Genomic DNA, 17,924 nt, shown 5'->3' with positions numbered 1-17,924 from the left:
TCGTCTCATTTGACGTCGCGATTGTTGTGTATTATTAGCTATCGCCCTACAAACAAAGTTCACTCAAACAGAACACTAATCTCTGGCGAAATCGCGTCCTGCAAGTGTGAAGAGTGATTAAAATACTCAAAATCCCACCCATTTTCAAAGACCAGCTTAGTCACTCCTGTATGAGTCATATCGTGCCCGAAAGACTTACCAATAAGCTGCTTTAGCAAATAGAGGATAAAGCATCCGTGCGCCACAACTAACACTGTTTCCCCATCGGCTATGCGCAAAAGATGATTTTCAATAAAGCGCAGCACACGTTGTTTCTGCCGTTTAAATTCTTCAATGTCTACGTTGCCTAAATTTTTACCTATGCACTCACAATACAACTCTCTAATATCGGCAAGCTCACAATGCGCATTCGACGCAATATTAAGTTGAGCGAAGGTTTCTTTAGCTCGCAAGTAGTCACTGGTGTAGCTTCGGTCGATGGAGATTGAGTCAAACACCGCGTTTAACTTAATGGACTGTTCGATACCCAGTTGGGTGAGCGGCTTGTCGTATTCATTTATCGCGACATAACTCACCTGCTCAAGCCTATCGTCTCCCGCTTCACCATGCCTAACCAAATACAGTGTTTTCATTCGCATTTCTACTCATTGTGGTTTTATCATATTGATGTGCATTACCAACGCTCTCGTACCTTCGATTATCATCACGCTATTTAGGGGTATTTGACGAGCAAAAGCTTGAATGTTTTCAATATTTCAGCCTCACCGTGTCACCTTTGAGACCGTAATAAGGGAACACTTCTTTATCTTAAGTTTGCAACACAGACCAGTAACCCGTTCGCGTAGTATGAATGAGAGTGTAATTGGTGATTATTTGCATCGTAAAGCAAAGCGGAGTTTAGGCTAAAAGGATGAGCAAACGTAAACGCGTTTTAGTGATTGGCGAAGATTCGAGGAGCTTTCTTAGCTCAATTCGTTCGCTGGCTAAAAATGAGTATGAGGTCCATGCCATTTCGCTCAATGCGCAGTCTATTGCACTGCGCAGCCAATACCTTCACGCCTTTAAATGCGTCAGTCAACTAGCCAACACAGAGTCCGCGTGGTCACATGCCATCGCGCAATACGTTACCGAACACGCCATTGAGCTGATTTTTCCGTGTGATGAGCGTGCCATTTTCCCGCTGCTTGAATTACGAAAATCTCACCAAGACTTCCCTCCTTGCGCCGTCGTTAACGAAGATGCGTTCTACGTCTTTTTGGACAAGTGGAAAACCAAATCTGTTGCCATGGAATGTGATATTCCCGTGGCAGATGCCCACCATTTTGAGAATTCATCACAGATAGACCTTGAAGCTATTGAGCTGCCTGTTGTGTTTAAGCCGCTGCAATCCTACCGCGAAGACGACATTCACAACCGTGGTAAGGTCGCTATAGTGCGCGATACCGAACAACTAAAAACGTTATTAGACGGACAGCATCAGCCTTTTATTCTAGAGCAATATTTTGAAGGCACTGGTGAAGGCTTGTCAGTGTTTGCTATTGAGGGCGTGGTCAAAACCGCGTTTGCTCATCAGCGGCTTTGGGAGTCCGCCGACGGGGGTGGCAGCTCCTACCGTAAAAGTGTCGAGGTCGACCCCGCGCAGCTTGAAGCCGTTAAAAAGCTGTGTGAAAAGACCCATATGACCGGTCTGGCGATGTTTGAATTTAAAAGAAACCCTAATAATGGCAAATGGATCCTTATCGAAGTAAATGCTCGTGTATGGGGTTCAATTCCTTTGGCTGTGCAATCAGGTATCGACTTTCCAAGCTACTTTGCTAACTACTTGACCGAACCTCAAAGTGTTCACAGTGATTTGTATCCCAAAGACTATCGTATCGATCAATACGCTCGCAATCTTACGTCTGACTTTAATATGGTAAGAAGTCAGTTTCAGGGCATTCGTCGACGCAAAGGCTTACTCAAAGCGCTTAAGTTTTTAGCGATTAGATCCTTTGAATCAAGAAGAATGCTAGTAGGTAAAGAGCGAATAGACAGCTTCGAATTGAACGACACAAAACCCTTTTTTGCTGAACTGTTGGATATCGTGAAACTGGTTAGCTCGTTCATCAATCGGAAAGTACCGCAGCTTAGGCTTTTTTACCGCCCATTTGTGCGTGCAACCTTACGTAAAAAACTGGGGAATGGTTACTACAACTCGATCTACTTCTTGTGTTACGGGAACATCGTGCGCAGCTCATTCGCCGAGTTCGATTTGAAAAAGAAACTGCCCGGAGATACTACGTTATCTATTCACTCTGTAGGTATCCATGATCCAACAGGTCGTCAGTCCCCCGATATGTTTATTGAGGCGGCCAAACAGTTTGATGTGGATTTAGCGCTGCACAGATCTAAACATATTCGAGATTTTCAACTTACCGATAGAGATTTGGTTTTGTTTTTTGATGAGAAAAATCAACTATTTTTTGAACAAAACTTGGCTCCGGCAGAAGGCGTTAACATGACAGACTTGGTTGGCCCTTTGTGGTTTGGCCGAGCCTATATTGACGATCCGTATGGTAAAACCACCCAAGACGCTAATGACAGCTATAGCATGATTAACGCCGCTGTCGAGCGACTCTACAACGATATTAGTCGATAGGTATCACAATGGAATGTGCGGTAGTCATTCACACAGAAGAAGAGTTTGATTGGAATGGTGGGTTTAATCGTTTCAATGATAATGTCTCACATCACACACAGTTCACAACTACGGTTAAACAGCTTCTCGACATTGGCGCGAAGGTCACGTTAGCGCTTGATTACGCGTTTATAAATAGCCCACAAGGTCGTCAGGCCATAGAAGAGCTGGTCGGGTTAGCCTCTCCAAACATCGAATTTGCCAGTCACCTGCACCCGTGGGTCACTCCGCCGTATAGTGAGTCAGACTCTGAAGGCAACGTGGATGAGTATCACTCCTTTGCTGGAAACTTGGCGCGCGACCTTGAGTTTGACAAACTAAAGACACTGACAGACGCTATTGAAGCGTTAACCCATCACGCACCGACAACTTATTTGGCGGGTCGCTATGGCATTGGCGAGAACACCTACGAGATTTTGCACGCCTTGGGCTACAAAACAGACATCAGTCCGAGCGCATTCAGTGACTTTACCTCTATGGGTGGCCCAGATTTCTCTTCTACAACCAACGGACATTACGTCAAACAAGGGATAGAAGTATTCCCTCATAATAGCGCCTTCTTGTCTGTGGTTGGGCCGCTGGCGAACTACCTCAATAAAAAGCCTGAGCTGTTTACCCGCATTCAAAGTTCAACACCGCTTAAGCTGCTCAGTAAAATTGCGCGGGTTAAAAAATTACGCTTTAGCCCAGAAGGTGTTCCCATCTACGAGCTTAAACGCATCTATTCGAGATTGCAGCAAACAGGTCATCAACACCTCATTTTGTCACTGCATTCTTCCAGTTTAAAATCAGGGTTAACTCCCTACTCAACCGGTAATACGGCTGCCGACATTGGTGAAAGTACTGTTGAGATCATGACTTGGCTACTTAATAACAATAAAGTAATCCCTAGTCTGGTTTCGGAGTTTTCTAGGTTAGAGAAGGCGAACAATGACTAACGTTTCGATAATTATCCCAACGAAAAATAGAGTTGGGCTTTTTAGTAAAGCCTTGGATTCAGCACTCACCCAAAGCTACCCGCATACTGAAATTATTGTGGTTGACGATGGAAGCTCGCCTGATGTCCAGGCCCAATATCAACAGTTGATCGCCACACACCCAGATAAGATTCAATACTTTCACTTGATAGAAAAGCGCAACGGTCACGGTCCAAACTATTCCAGAAACTACGGCGTGGCTCAGGCAACTGGAGAGTATGTCGCTTTCCTTGACGATGACGACTATTGGACAGACCCGCACTATCTATCAAATGTGGTGCGCGATCTAGAGCAATACCCTTCTGGTGTGGATGTCATCTATTCCAATCAAATCGCGTATGAACCTAACGGGACATTGAAAGAGGCCGTGATTTGGATTGAAGACATTGCCAAAACATTTCAAAGGACTGACACGCAACCTATCAAGGTTGATCAACTGCTTACCAGTAATGGATTTGCGCACATGAACTGCACATTTATGCACCGTGACTTTTTCTTGCAGGTTGGTGGGATGGATGAATCTCTCGCTTACGAAGGGGATAGAGATTTTTACTACCGAAGTATCGACCAAGCCGTCTCGATATTGTACAACCCAGCTATCGTATCAAGGCACAATATTCCTGATCGAGGTAAGGCAGACAATGTATCTACGGCGGTAAACGCAGTTGGAAAGATCCTGAACCGCCTCTGCTACATTGAGAAGAACATCACCAATGTAAAACACCTTCAAATTAGGCAGCGATTTATTCAAGCTAAAGTATACGAATACAAACATTTAGCTAGTATCATGAAACAGCAGCAGTCATACAAACTGGCCAGCATTTATGCCAATCAAGCACTGGCCAATCAGTTTACCCTGAAGTGGTCGCTTTATGCGGTGTACTTGTCTGTACTGGCATTGATAAAGCGCTAAAGAGCCAGTGTTCACACTGCTCTAATAGCGGTAATTAAGCGAAGTAATAAACTGCTTTTTATCACTTTTGTATTGGCCGTATTCTGCTGAAAGTGACCATTCTCGGTTGAACGTGTAGTTGGCGCCAAAGAGGCCTGCCCACTTATCATCGTTTTCTTGTTTGATCTTGTAGTTTATGACTTCGCCGTCCATCCCAATAGCTGCCAAATCAAAAGTACCTGTTATGGTTAAGGTGCTGTCTAGATAACTGGCACCAATAAACAAATCTAGTGATTGTGAACCTTGCAGTGGAATACGCTTCCCGACACGAGGCGAGGCACTAATTACCAACTCTTCGGCTTTAGAGCTTTTCATATCCACATAAGTCATTGAAAAAGGTAGCGCTACGAAATAGTCTCTCCACCCTCCAGCTAAAACGGTTCCAAACGTATAGTTATATCCATCTAGATCTACGTCAATGGGGACAAATGGGGTTTGATTATCTTCTAGCACGCGGCACGCAAATGGTTTAAAGGGCCCGCTACAGTCAATCCCCAAATGATCTAATACCCCGTTGCCATCCAAATTAAACTCAATGTGCGCCGTACCATTCAGCTTACCCACGGTGGCAAAAACATTCATAAACGGGAACAGCCACGCATCAATCTTTAGTTGCGGCGTTTTACTGTGCGAGTAGTTATTATCGAACGTCACAAACTCCATAGGAATGGCGACATTACCATTGCCAGGTAAGCCTGCTTCTAGGTCGGTCAGCGACATGTTTTGTCGTGTTTCTGCGTAAACTAAAGAAATGCCAAATGGCTTAGGCAGGCTGTAACCTTGATCGATAACCTCTTGCGCAAAGAACGGCAATGGGTAGTCCCAGATGGGTCTGGGTTCATCAGGCTTTGTAGCTATTGGCGGTTGAGTTTGGTTAGGAAATTTAGCGTCACCTTCACCTGTTTCAGTCAGTTCTTCATTTACCGAAACGGACACAACCCGCGCACTGCCTACAACGCCAACCGTTGAATCGTCGTACAGTAGATAGGTGGTGTATGGCAGATCGGCACCGCCTTGAAAAAGCTCTGCTTCACGCGAGCTGTCACTGACCGCCCAATCGCCACCAATGGACATCTCTAAAGAGCCTTCTCGCACGGTATGAAGCTGTTCAATGTCATCAAATAGGGTTAATGAACGGTAGCCACCAGCGCCAAGTCCAGCCCCCAGATCATAGCGAGTGACCTCGACGTAAGTCCTTGAGTTTTCTTGTTGGCTGTAAATCACACCTTCACCGGACGCCGAACCAACCACAGGCACTTTAACACCACTCATAGAAATGGTGACGTAACCCTCGGACTGGTTGATTTGCTCTTCAATATCAGGGTATTTATCGCGTAACTGCTCAACAATTTCTTGCGATTGCTGATCAATTTGCTCTCGTTTAGCTTCACGTTCTTCAAGCGATAGCGTAGAGCTACAACCTGTCATTGCGAGACTAAATACGGCTATCCATCCAACTTTACTCATCTGCCACTACATCCCTTTACTGACTATGAAGTAAGCCAACATCCATTGGCCGTTGAAACTTTTGTTTATACCAATCGAAGTCATTAACTGGTCAGAAAATTGCGACGGGAAAATCGCTGAGAACAAGGCAAAGATTGCCGTAGGTAGTTGCTCTACCTACAAAATCTTTAACGCCGTTATCAGTGATTTTAACAAGCAAGAATGACCAGTTAATTGCTTTGGTTGGTATTACAGCATACTATATCATTTTAGCGGCATTGACTGTCAGCACAACAACCGATCACTATTGAGCAAGAGAAAATAAGCGCTTAATTGTAGATAGAACCCCCGACTGTGCATTACTAGGAGCTATATACTTCGCGTATTGTTTTACTTCTGGGTGAGCATTTTCCATGGCATAAGATTCGCCGCTAACTTGTAGCATTTCGACGTCGTTAAAGAAGTCACCAAAACTCATCGTTTGTTCATAGCTAAAGCCCATTGTATTTTGTAAATGCTCAATTGCTGCGCCTTTGGAAGCGGTTTTGTCCATCACGTCGAGCCATATTTTGGCGCTGACAACTACTTGGTGACTGTCACCAAACTCAGCATTAAACGTTGGCGCGACTTTAGCCTCCGTGCCATCAAAGTGTAGCAATGCCACTTTAATAAACTGATCATCCACGCTGAGCAAATCGTCTACTTGAGTGCGTTTGGCGTAATATTTTTGAATCTCTTGATGCGCTCTAGGATCGGTAGACTCAATATAGGCTCCCGACTTACCGCACAGCACAATATGCACGCCGTCGATTTGTCTTGCGGCCTCAATCACTCGAGTAATATCCTGTCGTTCAATGGTGTTGCTGTACAGCTCTTGTCCTTGGTGCATTACCATGGTGCCATTTTCGGCGACAAACAGCATTTTATCTGCAATGGGTGCAAAGGTATCTTGCAAGCTGTAATACTGCCGACCCGACGCTGCTGCAAATAGAACATTTCTTTTTGCTAGCTGTTCAAACACATCAAAAAAATCAGGATCCAAATTACCAGAAGGGTCCAACAGTGTGCCGTCCATATCGGCAGCAATAAAACGGATATCAGGGGTCGTCATTACCATACTCACTAGAGATTGAAGCGCATTCACGCGCGATGAGAGGGAGTATAGGGGGAGAGTGGTGGAAAAAAAAGGGTACGAAATGGCAGAAAAGATTTCCTCAATTTTTCTTTTTGCGGCTTTGAGTTGGTGGTGAGGATTGTGTTAAGCGATCACGCAGTACAGCAGCATGATCAATGGCTAACTTAATCGAATTGGCAAAATTGATGTTTCGGTAAACACGCATTTCCAGCGACATCTCTTCGTCGCTTAATGTGCGCTTGTATTGCAACTCTCCCCCCATAAAGTCGTAATACTCAAAGCCACTTTTTTGGGCCGCTTCAATCAGCATATGGTGGGTGACTAGACCCGGTTTTAGGTGCTTGTCGGTAAAGGTGTAGTCAAATGCACTCAAATAAAAATACGCACATCCATTAAAGTGAAAGTTATAGATATAGCCAAGGTGATGCTCACCAGCCGACACTTTGACTAGCTGAACAATACCTTGTGGGACGCCTTTCATCGCTAGGCGATGATGAAAATCCAAGAACTTAGGGTTATTGAACCCACTACTTTTTCCCCAACGCTCTAAATGATACGGGGCGCAATCTTTAAAGAACTGATCAACTTGTTCGGCGCTGTAGTGAGTAAACTTAACCCCACCCATCACTTGGTAGCGCTTTTTACTTCGCCTAATTTGATAACGGGCGTTTTTTGACAGGGTCTGTTTTTCATATTCAGAAAAGCTTTGATATCGATGGAGGTTCACTCTATAAGCCATCGTGCTCCATATTGTGCGCTGACTGTGCTTAGAAAGACCAGAATGGGCAAGTACCTCCTGTTTCGATACGCCTATCGAAAACCCACCGCGCTTTACCACATTATCCATAACGTACTGGTTCAGCAGTGGTCTCAGCTGATCCGATAACTCGGCATCCAGCAAGTAGTCGTTGTACTCGATCCAAATCTGGTCAAGATCTCGCTGGCCAGTACGATGGAGGTGATAATCCTCAAACCCTGGCAAATGCGAGCTCGAAGGGGTTTTCACAATGATGCCAAGACCGATCGGCACGCCGTGTTCGCTCTTTGCAACCACTAAAATAAAGTCGGTGACGAACACCTCAAGCCAGGTTCCTATCCAAAACCAACTTAAAAACACATTACTTGGCGCTCGATTTTCGAGCTCGCACCACAACTCCCGCACGAGGGTTAAGTCGGGCGTATCAATATGTTCAATAGTCATTGATGTTGATAGGTCAGTTTGTGGTGAAGCCAGTTCCATTAGCTCTACTCATAATTCACGTATTGAATAGAGTAAAAGAGCGGACTCAGAAGTCTTGTAACATTTATAAGACCAAGCAAATTGAAGCCGCATATAGCGATTTAAAATGTGCACGTCTCAAAAGTGTGAGGGAAATTTTAAACGCACAAGCAAAAGGCCAAATATTTTGGCCCAATTCCCAGACTACTCAAACTCTATTTTTTAAACACCATCACTTGTGTTCGCAGTTCACCTTCGGCCACTGTATGCGGCGAGTCCAAAAATCGCTCCATGCCTAAAATGGCCTTAGATGTTTTCACCTTATAGTGACGTGATGCCATCATCACCATCGACCAAGCATTACCTAAATAATTGTACGACCCTGTATGCTCAACCGCATAAGCCTGTGTGGTAGGAAGCTGTTTAACTAAAAATGGCTCTGGAAGATCAACAGCGGATTCGATTGGCAAACAGGTTTCGAACTCGGAGTAACTGGTGTTCATGTCCATTTTGGTATAAAGCGCAAACAATGGGCCATTCGGCACCACTTTTTGCTCGGTTATCAGTTGAGTTAGCGAGTCGATATGACCTGGCATCACCTCTTTCATTTGTTCAATGGTTGCCCCGCCGCGTAAAGAGACATAGTGCGTCGCATCTATTGTAAGATCACCGAGTAAACTCAGCTTACTCTCCACCTTACCAGTCTCAATTTTCGCCTTAAGCATTCCCAGACCACGGTCGTAATCCATGCCAATCATGTTCTTAAACAAGTTTTTTAAGAAGAACAAAAACCAAGGAACTTGGCTGTCCATGATCCACGACACTTTACAACCGCCATCCACTGCGTCGAATTCAAAACCCACTTTAGCTTGCGATTTAAAAGGACGAAGAAACCTTAAATCCATGTTAAGTGTGCCAGGCTTGACCTCGACCAACTGCATTTCGCCAGAGCCTACTATCTCTCCATCCCATGTGTAACTGGCTCCTTCACTGCCTTGATCTCCGCTATACACTAACGGGCAATCTGGCTCTGTGATTAACCATGGCGACCAACTTGGCCACTGGGTGAAATCTGCAACAAACTGTTGAACCTGCTCGGGCTCTGCATCGATAACAATGGACTTTTTAACTTGGTACTTTAGCATCGAACTTCCTTATTCTTTGTTTCTTAACCTTGTTTTCACTTCGGCGCGTAGCTCTGTAACAGAAAGTATAGACGCTCATGGCGCACATATTATGATGACTGAGTCTGCTCAAGCTTGTTCTTAGATTGCTCTTGATGAAACGCTTCAAGAAACTCAGTTCCAGCTAGCAAGCCCAACTCATAATCATGCAGAATGTCCGATTTGCTGCTCATCAAGCCTTTGCTTTTTAGTGGTACCGTCGGCGAAATCTCGTGCAATGTGACTCCTTCTGGAGGAGTCTGAATGAATTGACGCACAGCGTTGTGACTCACGTAATGTTGCACAAGCATATCCATATTTTTATTGCCGGTAGATGTTTGCATCAACCGCTGCTGCTGCTGAGCAACTAATTGAGTTAGCGTGTCTTTATCGGGCAACCACTCTGGGGCCACAGAGTCAAAGTTAGGCAACTTAATCTCGTGGCTAAGTTCTTCTATCTTTTTTGAAAATTGCTTTTGAAAGTCGAGCAATTTATCACGATGACCGTGCAGTTTATATTTGTCGACATACGGGGCAAGGCCTTCTTCTAGCTCTTGACGAAAACGACCTATCCCCTGCTCTTTGTCCGCCTCTTCAACCCGAGGAGTCGCAACCGTAATTTGATCTGCAGCAGACTGCTGTGACATAGGCTCTGTGGAAATAACGACAATGTTTTTGAAGCCTCTTCGATACGCTTCTTCGACCGGAATAGTCGCGGTCACGCCACCATCTACCCATTTGGCGCCATCAAATTCGACGTCTCGGAAGTAAAGCATAGGAATCGCGCAGGTCGCTCGCAACACATCAAACCAATCCTCCGAAAAAATCGGGTAATAGTAGTCCTTCACCTCATCAACATTGGTAATGCACGCGAGTGCCTCACGGTCACCTCCAAGGTGACGTCGACCCTTTTCGATGTCTAATGGAAAGTCGCCGCTATTTACAAACTCAAACGCCCAATCAAGATCCATCGGCTGTTCTTTTTTCACAAACTTATTGAAGTCAAAGAAGCGCTCGCGTGTGGTGTAATTAAGAATGAAGTCGAGGCCTAGTCCAGGCTGCCCTGCCACAAATGCGGCAACATTAAGTGCGCCTGCGCTAGTGCCTAAATACAACGAAAATGGGTCAAAGTTCTCTTTTTTAAACTTATCTAATACCCCAGATGCAAAAGCACCTTTTTGACCGCCACCTTGAACGGCGAGTGCGTATTTAATGTGTTGATCCATTGGGTAACTGCCTATTTATAATTAGTATTCGACTCTAAAGTAAACGATAGTGTACACTTTAGAATTCCCGTCAGTAAAGCTTGTAGAGCGAATTGTTGACAATTTTGAGAGGCATCTAACTTGAGCAAAATGAGAGAAGCAAAACAACACGATATCTTCAATGCTGCCATGACGCTATTTTCGGAAAAAGGATTCGATCAAGCGAGCATGGATGGCATTGCAAAGCTTGCTCAAGTGTCTAAGCGAACTCTGTATAAATACTTCCCAACCAAAGATAAGCTATTTGAAACAATTGTCGAATCACTGATGAGCAATTTTGATCAGCATTTGCCCGTCGATTTTGACCAAAGCACGTCCATCTCAGATCAGCTGTTTGCGATTTTGAGTGAACGCATGTCGTATTTGTTGGAGCCACAGTTTATCCAGCTATCGCGGCTGGTCAGCGTCGAGTGCATGAGACAGAAACGATTTGCAGAAATTGCGTTAGCGCAACTGCAAACGATTGAAGGTGGGTATGGACTGCGGCATTGGGCCAAACAAGGCGTCGAGCAAAACAAACTCTCATTGTCGGAGCCGTTACTGGCCATTGAGCAGTTGATCGGTTCAATAAAGGGGACGTGCTATTGGCCATCGTTAATGACTCACCAAAAGCCAGTCACTAGAGCCGAGCTAAACAAGGCTATACGATTTGCCTGTGATAGTTTCGAATCTGCACATAGTCGCTAATGCAATTAGGCAATTAGGCAATTAGGCAATTAGGCAATTAGGCAATTAGGCGATAATCATTCTTCAAAGAGGTTTACACCGGTAAACCTCTTCAAAATGAATGAACAACAATGCCGATTAATTTACCGCTAAAGCCGCTTTCCAAATAATCGACGAGCGATTACCTGTTCGGCAGAAGGCAAATACTCGCTGGTGCTGCTGCATAAATTGATTGAACTGTTCGACCATTGGCATAGTGACCTCTGGGCCATTCATTGGGATAGCGACGATGTCTATACCTTGGTTAGCCGCCTCTAACATAAGTTCATCAAATAGCGGCTGCCCCGGCTCTTCCCCATTGGGGCGATTACACACGATACCGTCAAAGCCCATCTCTTTTATCGTCGCAATATCCTGCACCGCAATTTGTGGGCTGACGGAATAGTTTTCTGCTAGTTTAGTAATGTTCATCCATGTTCTCCTGCTTGTTCAAATAATGTACTGCAATTTTACAGGGCATTAAGTGGAATCTTTAGATAGCTTACACCATTATCTTCTGCTGGAGGTGTCTCACCTGCTCGCATATTGATCTGGACCGATGGTAATAAAAGAACTGGCATAGCCAATGTGGCATCGCGCTCGCTACGCATAGCAACAAAATCACTTTCTGCTGTCCCATTGGCAACGTGGATATTGCGTGCTTTTTCCTCACCTACGGTTGTAACAAACTGATGTTCACGGCCACCTGGTGCATAGTCGTGGCACATATACAGTTGAGTCTGCTCGGGTAGCGATAAAATTTTGCCAATAGACTGGAACAGCTCTTCCGCACTGCCACCAGGGAAATCACAACGCGCCGTCCCCATATCGGGCATAAAAATCGTATCCCCCACAAACGCTGCTTCCTCTTCTACAATGTAAGTTGCGCAAGCAGGTGTGTGGCCTGGTGTGTGCCAAGCTTTTGCGGTTAGCGACCCTATATTGAAGGTTTCGTTATCATCAAACAGATGATCAAACTGGCTGCCGTCTGTTGCAAACTCGGGTTCAGCATTAAATACGCCTTTGAACACCGCTTGAACCTGATTGATTTTAGAGCCAATAGCGACTTTGCCACCCAATTTTGATTTTAGGTAGGGTGCCGAAGAAAGGTGATCGGCATGAACATGCGTCTCCAATATCCAGTCAACCCTAAGCTGATGGCCATTAATGTAATCGATCACTGCATCTGCAGATTGAGTGCTACTTCGACCAGACTTAGGGTCGTAATCAAGGACAGGATCAACAATGGCACAATGCTGCGTCTCTGGATCGATAATCACATGAGTATAAGTTGAGGATCCTTCATGGAAAAACGTTTCAATCTTCATAACACTTCCTTTCATTGAATTAATCTAAATTAGCGTTTGCTAATCAATGAAAATAGCGTAAGATAAAAATCAAATATTAGCAACATCTAATTTAGAAAAACTTAATACAGGAGGCAGGGATGATTCATGTAGTCGCAGGAGCAATGAGCATTGGCATAACTCTAGGCTTGTTAGGATCGGGAGGCTCTATAGTTACAGTGCCTGTATTGGCCTATTTAGTTGGCCAAGAGCAAAAAGTGGCTATTGCGGGGTCACTAGTCATTGTGGGCTTAATCAGCTTTATCGCTTCTCTACCGCTTATTAAACGTAAGCAGGTCGATTGGCACAGTGTGCTCTACTTTGGTGTTCCTGGCATGATAGGGACGTATTTAGGAGCATGGGCAGCTGGGTTTGTTAATGGTGATGTGCAGTTTATCGCCTTTGCTGGGGTGATGGTGATTGCCGCCTACAAAATGTTGCAACCAAAACTACAGAGCGAATCCGAAGGCGACACAAAACGCTCAATAGCAAAAATTGGCCTCGACGGTATTCTTGTGGGCTCAGTTACTGGATTTGTTGGTGTTGGAGGAGGGTTTTTAATCGTTCCCGCGCTTGTCATCCTCGGCGGATTAACCATGCAGCGCGCTGTCGCCACCAGTCTTGTCATCATTGCAATGAAATCACTGTCTGGTTTTATTAAGTATCAGCAAGTCCTTGATGCTAATCAACTGCACTTGGATTGGTCTGTCATCGCATTGGTGACCATAATTGGTATCGTTGGTAGCCAAGTAGGAACGCAGCTTAATCAACGCATTCCACAGCAAGCGCTAAAAACTGGCTTTGGCATTTTCTTAGTGCTAATGGCAGGTTACATAAGTTGGCAGACAGTGCCTGCGCTCATCTAGCAACTACCTCAAATAAAAAAATCCCTATCTAGTCAAACTAGGTAGGGATTTTTTGTTGCGTCTGCGCCTATCAATTGCTGTGAATCAAACGTGTGAATGCATCATAGGTTTCTTGGCATGACATGATGCGACCATGTCCTTTACCTTGCGTCGTCACTAGCTCGACATTGTTGGAGCTTTGACTGGCTTGTTCGGAAATGCTGTGGCTGGCAAAACGATCTTTTTCGTCATGCACAATAATGGTTTGCGACTCACGACGCTTTAGGTGTGCCTGCGGATCAATAGAATTCAGCGGATAGCTATATTCTGCTTCAATTTCTTCAACCACGGCGGTAAATAGCTTAATTGAGTAACCTGAGCGGGCAACACTGCCAAATAGGTTTTCTAGATAATTAAGAACAGGTGCAACCAACAGTAACGGGACATTTTGCATTTTTGCATGTCGACATTCTAATGTGGCCGCGGCCCCCATACTATGAGACACCACGCCAGCCAATTCATCTACGTTATCAAGTATCGTTTCCAGTCCATGTACAAAAGCTGGAATGTGCCCATAGGCTCCATCACTTTGCCCATGAGCAGGCTGATCATAAGCCATTGCCGTAAAGCCACTTTTGGCAATCTGCTCCATCAGCGGAAAAAACTGGCTCGCGCTGCCAGACCACCCGTGATTCAGAACCCAAACTGGACCTTGACCCAAGGTGTACGTTGTCAAAGCACCGTACTTACTCTGCACTGAAGCAACCTGTAAGTTTTGTGGTGATTCGTTCTTCGGCTTGGCTCTAACGGGGGTTAACAACAATTTTCTGGCGGTATTCTTAGCGTGTTTAGGGGCTAAGGTATGATGTAACCGAGTGGTTGCATTGATCAATTGCTTTTTAAAGTTAAACCGATTCGAGGTGTTAAAGTAGATTTTGTCGCTCATCCGTACTGCTCTTATGTGATCCTTGGCACAACATGCCACTGTTGCTCAAAAATAACAACTTATGGATTGTTTCTCATACATCTAATTTGATGAACGAGTACCCCTGAAAAATTACTCGATAACCAAACTGCCATCATCGTTAAACTGCCATGAGTCCGCATATGCAACTTCCCACAAGTGACCATCAGGGTCTTGAAAATACCCACTAAACCCACCCCAGAAAACCAACTGTGCTGGCTTGATGATGGTACCACCCGCCGCCTCCGCTTGAGCCAACACCAGCTCGACTTCGTCTTTGCTTCTCGTATTGTGGGCTAAAGTAACCGGTGAACCTTGTGCATTGCCAATAGACACCGCTCTGTCGGGAAACTCTTCAGCAAGTTTGTCTAATGGATACAGCGCTAAGCAGGTTCCAGCGGTTTTAAAGAACGCGATCTCAGCGCCATATTCGGCAGAGGTATCCAAACCTAACCCTTCTTTGTAGAACTTAATTGAACGATCTAAATCCTTCACGCCAAGTGTGATGATACTGATTCTTCCTTCCATGAGATGTCCTATCGTCTATGTTTATATGGCCCATTATTAGCAGGGCTGACTCAACCTCAAACCATAGCATGTTTTAATTCAGGCCGCCCAACTTAACAATTTGATAACAAACCTGTTCTTGTAGACTGTTGTTTTCTGTTATAAATCTCTCAAGCAGTCTATTGTCATTTTTTACAAGGAGTTACTATGAGAACGCTGCAGCAATGGCTAGACGCCTATGGTGAGAGTCACCAAAATGGCACCAATCGGAAAATCCATAAAGTAGCGGTACCCGGCATTTTCTTATCCATCGTCGGCCTCATATTTTCAATCCCTCCTCTAGAACTTTTTGGCCTGAGCTTAAACTGGATTTGGATCGTGCTGCTTCCTGTTATGGCGTTCTATTTGAGCCTGTCATTGAGTGTTTTTCTCTCAATGCTAAGTTTTAGCTTGCTGTGCATTGGAATCGTGTTTGTGTTGCAAGAGCAGATCAACATTTTCAACTGGTCAGTCGGTTTATTTGTGGTGTTGTGGATTTTTCAGTTTATAGGTCACAAAATTGAAGGGAAAAAACCCTCCTTTTTCGATGATGTTCAATTCTTATTGATAGGGCCAATTTGGGTGTTTAAACAGAAGGTATAGGTGTTGTTATGGATCTCGGTGCATTTTCAGTCAGTCTCAACGTGAAAGATATTCATCAATCTTTTGATTTTTATCAAAAATTAGGGTTCAAAGTGTTTGGCGGGGATATTGACCAAAACTGGCTTATTCTGAAGAATGGAGATACCGTCATTGGACTATTCCAAGGCATGTTCGACAAAAACATGCTCACCTTTAACCCTGGCTGGGACAGCAATGGTAAAGATACCGATGCCTTTGACGATATTCGAACCATCGAAGAGTTATTGCTTCAACGCGGCGTTGCGTTAGATGCGACTACAGCGGCGGCCACGGGTCCCGCGCACGTAATGCTCACTGATCCCGATGGTAACCCTATCCTCATTGACCAACATCGAGCCACATGAACATAACATTAGATTTAAATCCAAGTGCCCAAGATATCGAAGAGATTCGTTTAGGGCTTGTTGAACATAATAAACCCCATTTAGGAAACTTGAGAGAGCAGCCCGTTGCTTGCTACTGCTACCACCCAGACGACGCTAATCAAAAAATTGCTGGCGTGTGTGGTGAAATTAGAGGCAATTGGCTGATGATCCAGTTTTTGTGGGTCTCGCCCGATTTTAAGCATCAGGGTTTAGGGTCAAAATTGCTGTCGAATATTGAAGGCTACGCGCAATCATTAGGGTGCCATTCTGTATTACTTGATACCTTTAGTTTTCAAGCACGCCCTTTTTATGAAAAGCACGGTTATGTCGCTCAGATGACGTTAGAAAAATTTCCCGAAAATCACGAAAAGTATTTTTTAATTAAAAATTTATCGTCCAAATAGACTAAAGCCGACACAGTAGTGTCGGCTTTTCTATCTTTCCTTCCTATTAGGCCACAAATGACAGTACTGGCCCTAGCAACATAAACAACGACACTAACCCAACAATCGGCAGCTTCAACTGTTTAAGTAGGAAAAATCCAAGCAGAACCGCAGCCATATCAAGCCCGCTGAATACAGCGCTAGACACTACTGGCTGATACAGCGCAGCGGCAAGTAATCCCACAACCGCTGCGTTGACTCCAGCAATCGCTCCAGCAACCTTAGGCCGCTTAGCCAACTGCTGCCAATGGCTCAAAACACCAAGCAGCAACAAAAACCCTGGTAGAAAAATAGCAATCGTTGCTAACAATGCACCTGCGATTGGGCTATTTGGCAACAAATGAAACCCTAAGAAAGTCGCGAGCGTAAACATTGGTCCTGGTACTGCTTGCGCCGCTGCGTAGCCCGTTAAGAAGGTCTCGGTTGCAACCGCATCGCCCAAACTATTTTGTAGTAGCGGGAGCACCACATGACCACCACCAAATACCAGGCTTCCTGCCTGAAAAAATTGTGAAAACAGGTTGATGCTTTGGGATGCAGCGCTCACAAGCGGTAACACCAATAGGAGGCCCACAAATACTGCCAGCGGCCAAGGGTTTACCTTAATAGGCGCGTGGGCTGTTTTGTCCGGTGACGAGAGCGCAGACATGCCCACTAAGGCCGCCACGATGAGCACCAACATTTGACTGACTAACGACGGCGCGATAAGCAACACAATAGCGGTGCCAAAGGCGACAGCAATAGAGGTGTTTTGCTTACAGAAGTTTTTGTACATGCCCCATGTCGCATCGGCGACCACCACCACGGCAAGTAATTTAAGTCCATGGACAACTTGTTCAAACAGTGGCACGCCCATAAGCTCGGCACTTGCCGTTGCAAGAGCTACCATAATCGCAACAGACGGTAAGGTAAAACCAACAAAGGCCGCAATCGCACCGGGTAATCCACCACGGTGGTAACCTACCGCAAAACCAACTTGGCTTGATCCTGGCCCCGGTAAAAACTGGCTTAACGCGACGATTTGCGCGTAATCACTATCGGTTAACCAGCCACGTTTTTCTACAAAAGCTTGGCGGAAATACCCTATGTGCGCGGCAGGCCCACCAAAGCTGACCCACCCCAAAAAGAAAAATATCTTAAATATCTGAAACATCGGTACTAATCAATTGACTATTGAATTTGTGTGGGGCTAGAGTAAGCTGACATTATTAATGACTCAAATTGATAGTAATAA

19 protein-coding genes are annotated in these 17,924 nt (G+C 45.0%); 8 read left to right on the top strand and 11 right to left on the bottom strand.

Features of this window, described 5'->3' with window-relative positions; translation table 11 throughout:
• Positions 1 to 59: 59 nt before the first annotated feature.
• Positions 60 to 632 (bottom strand): histidine phosphatase family protein, encoded by a 573-nt coding sequence (locus JQC93_RS02040; protein WP_205156797.1) that lies wholly within the window; start codon positions 630 to 632, stop codon positions 60 to 62.
• Positions 633 to 910: 278 nt separating this feature from the next.
• On the opposite strand from JQC93_RS02040, the gene JQC93_RS02035 reads away from it, so the two are divergent.
• The 3 genes from JQC93_RS02035 to JQC93_RS02025 are packed head-to-tail and all read left to right on the top strand — an operon-like array spanning position 911 to position 4,567.
• On the top strand, positions 911 to 2,638 hold the full coding sequence (locus JQC93_RS02035) for an arsenate reductase/protein-tyrosine-phosphatase family protein (RefSeq protein WP_205156796.1): 1,728 nt from the start codon (positions 911 to 913) through the stop codon (positions 2,636 to 2,638).
• Between the two features lie 8 nt (positions 2,639 to 2,646).
• Complete coding sequence (locus JQC93_RS02030) at positions 2,647 to 3,615, top strand: polysaccharide deacetylase family protein (protein ID WP_205156795.1); 969 nt, start codon at positions 2,647 to 2,649, stop codon at positions 3,613 to 3,615.
• A complete protein-coding gene (locus tag JQC93_RS02025; RefSeq protein ID WP_205156794.1) occupies positions 3,608 to 4,567 on the top strand; it encodes a glycosyltransferase family 2 protein in 960 nt (319 codons plus the stop codon). The genes JQC93_RS02030 and JQC93_RS02025 overlap by 8 nt, the downstream gene beginning before the upstream one ends.
• 21 nt (positions 4,568 to 4,588) lie before the next feature.
• Here JQC93_RS02025 and JQC93_RS02020 read toward each other — a convergent pair whose 3' ends face one another.
• The 5 genes from JQC93_RS02020 to JQC93_RS02000 form a co-directional block, all read right to left on the bottom strand.
• The gene (locus JQC93_RS02020; RefSeq protein WP_205156793.1) at positions 4,589 to 6,073 is read right to left on the bottom strand and encodes a porin family protein; all 1,485 of its coding nucleotides are present in this window, start codon (positions 6,071 to 6,073) and stop codon (positions 4,589 to 4,591) included.
• 283 nt (positions 6,074 to 6,356) lie between these two features.
• Positions 6,357 to 7,163, bottom strand: coding sequence for an HAD family hydrolase (locus tag JQC93_RS02015; RefSeq protein WP_205156792.1), 807 nt, complete (start codon positions 7,161 to 7,163; stop codon positions 6,357 to 6,359).
• Positions 7,164 to 7,266: 103 nt separating this feature from the next.
• The gene (locus JQC93_RS02010) at positions 7,267 to 8,427 is read right to left on the bottom strand and encodes a GNAT family N-acetyltransferase (RefSeq protein ID WP_205156791.1); all 1,161 of its coding nucleotides are present in this window, start codon (positions 8,425 to 8,427) and stop codon (positions 7,267 to 7,269) included.
• Positions 8,428 to 8,621: 194 nt separating this feature from the next.
• Positions 8,622 to 9,551 (bottom strand): SRPBCC family protein, encoded by a 930-nt coding sequence (locus tag JQC93_RS02005; protein ID WP_205156790.1) that lies wholly within the window; start codon positions 9,549 to 9,551, stop codon positions 8,622 to 8,624.
• 89 nt (positions 9,552 to 9,640) lie between these two features.
• Entirely contained in the window at positions 9,641 to 10,795 is a 1,155-nt protein-coding gene (locus JQC93_RS02000; RefSeq protein WP_205156789.1) for a patatin-like phospholipase family protein, read from the bottom strand.
• A 129-nt stretch (positions 10,796 to 10,924) separates the two neighbouring features.
• Between JQC93_RS02000 and JQC93_RS01995 the strand changes: the two genes are divergently transcribed.
• On the top strand, positions 10,925 to 11,521 hold the full coding sequence (locus JQC93_RS01995; RefSeq protein WP_236009328.1) for a TetR/AcrR family transcriptional regulator: 597 nt from the start codon (positions 10,925 to 10,927) through the stop codon (positions 11,519 to 11,521).
• Positions 11,522 to 11,638: 117 nt separating this feature from the next.
• On the opposite strand, the gene JQC93_RS01990 is transcribed toward JQC93_RS01995, so the two are convergent.
• Complete coding sequence (locus tag JQC93_RS01990; protein WP_205156787.1) at positions 11,639 to 11,971, bottom strand: TIGR01244 family sulfur transferase; 333 nt, start codon at positions 11,969 to 11,971, stop codon at positions 11,639 to 11,641.
• A gap of 38 nt (positions 11,972 to 12,009) precedes the next feature.
• On the bottom strand, positions 12,010 to 12,867 hold the full coding sequence (locus tag JQC93_RS01985; protein WP_205156786.1) for an MBL fold metallo-hydrolase: 858 nt from the start codon (positions 12,865 to 12,867) through the stop codon (positions 12,010 to 12,012).
• Positions 12,868 to 12,986: 119 nt separating this feature from the next.
• On the opposite strand from JQC93_RS01985, the gene JQC93_RS01980 reads away from it, so the two are divergent.
• The gene (locus JQC93_RS01980) at positions 12,987 to 13,751 is read left to right on the top strand and encodes a sulfite exporter TauE/SafE family protein (protein ID WP_205156785.1); all 765 of its coding nucleotides are present in this window, start codon (positions 12,987 to 12,989) and stop codon (positions 13,749 to 13,751) included.
• Positions 13,752 to 13,821: 70 nt separating this feature from the next.
• Here JQC93_RS01980 and JQC93_RS01975 read toward each other — a convergent pair whose 3' ends face one another.
• Both JQC93_RS01975 and JQC93_RS01970 read right to left on the bottom strand, forming a co-directional pair.
• A complete protein-coding gene (locus JQC93_RS01975) occupies positions 13,822 to 14,676 on the bottom strand; it encodes an alpha/beta hydrolase (protein WP_205156784.1) in 855 nt (284 codons plus the stop codon).
• 111 nt (positions 14,677 to 14,787) lie between these two features.
• Complete coding sequence (locus JQC93_RS01970; RefSeq protein ID WP_205156783.1) at positions 14,788 to 15,222, bottom strand: VOC family protein; 435 nt, start codon at positions 15,220 to 15,222, stop codon at positions 14,788 to 14,790.
• Positions 15,223 to 15,408: 186 nt separating this feature from the next.
• On the opposite strand from JQC93_RS01970, the gene JQC93_RS01965 reads away from it, so the two are divergent.
• From JQC93_RS01965 to JQC93_RS01955, 3 genes are read left to right on the top strand one after another with little or no spacing between them, the layout of a single operon-like run.
• Positions 15,409 to 15,843 (top strand): Mpo1 family 2-hydroxy fatty acid dioxygenase, encoded by a 435-nt coding sequence (locus JQC93_RS01965; RefSeq protein ID WP_205156782.1) that lies wholly within the window; start codon positions 15,409 to 15,411, stop codon positions 15,841 to 15,843.
• Positions 15,844 to 15,851: 8 nt separating this feature from the next.
• On the top strand, positions 15,852 to 16,226 hold the full coding sequence (locus JQC93_RS01960) for a VOC family protein (RefSeq protein WP_205156781.1): 375 nt from the start codon (positions 15,852 to 15,854) through the stop codon (positions 16,224 to 16,226).
• Positions 16,223 to 16,651, top strand: coding sequence for a GNAT family N-acetyltransferase (locus JQC93_RS01955; protein WP_205156780.1), 429 nt, complete (start codon positions 16,223 to 16,225; stop codon positions 16,649 to 16,651). The genes JQC93_RS01960 and JQC93_RS01955 overlap by 4 nt, the downstream gene beginning before the upstream one ends.
• A gap of 46 nt (positions 16,652 to 16,697) precedes the next feature.
• Here JQC93_RS01955 and chrA read toward each other — a convergent pair whose 3' ends face one another.
• Positions 16,698 to 17,843, bottom strand: coding sequence for a chromate efflux transporter (gene chrA, locus JQC93_RS01950; RefSeq protein WP_205156779.1), 1,146 nt, complete (start codon positions 17,841 to 17,843; stop codon positions 16,698 to 16,700).
• Positions 17,844 to 17,924: the final 81 nt, after the last annotated feature.

Origin of the sequence: Vibrio ulleungensis, assembly GCF_016900875.1 — a bacterium.
GTDB classification, from domain to species: Bacteria; Pseudomonadota; Gammaproteobacteria; order Enterobacterales; family Vibrionaceae; genus Vibrio; species Vibrio ulleungensis.
The sequence above is the reverse complement of the archived record's forward strand: the minus strand, read 5'-3'. Positions and strand labels throughout refer to the sequence as shown.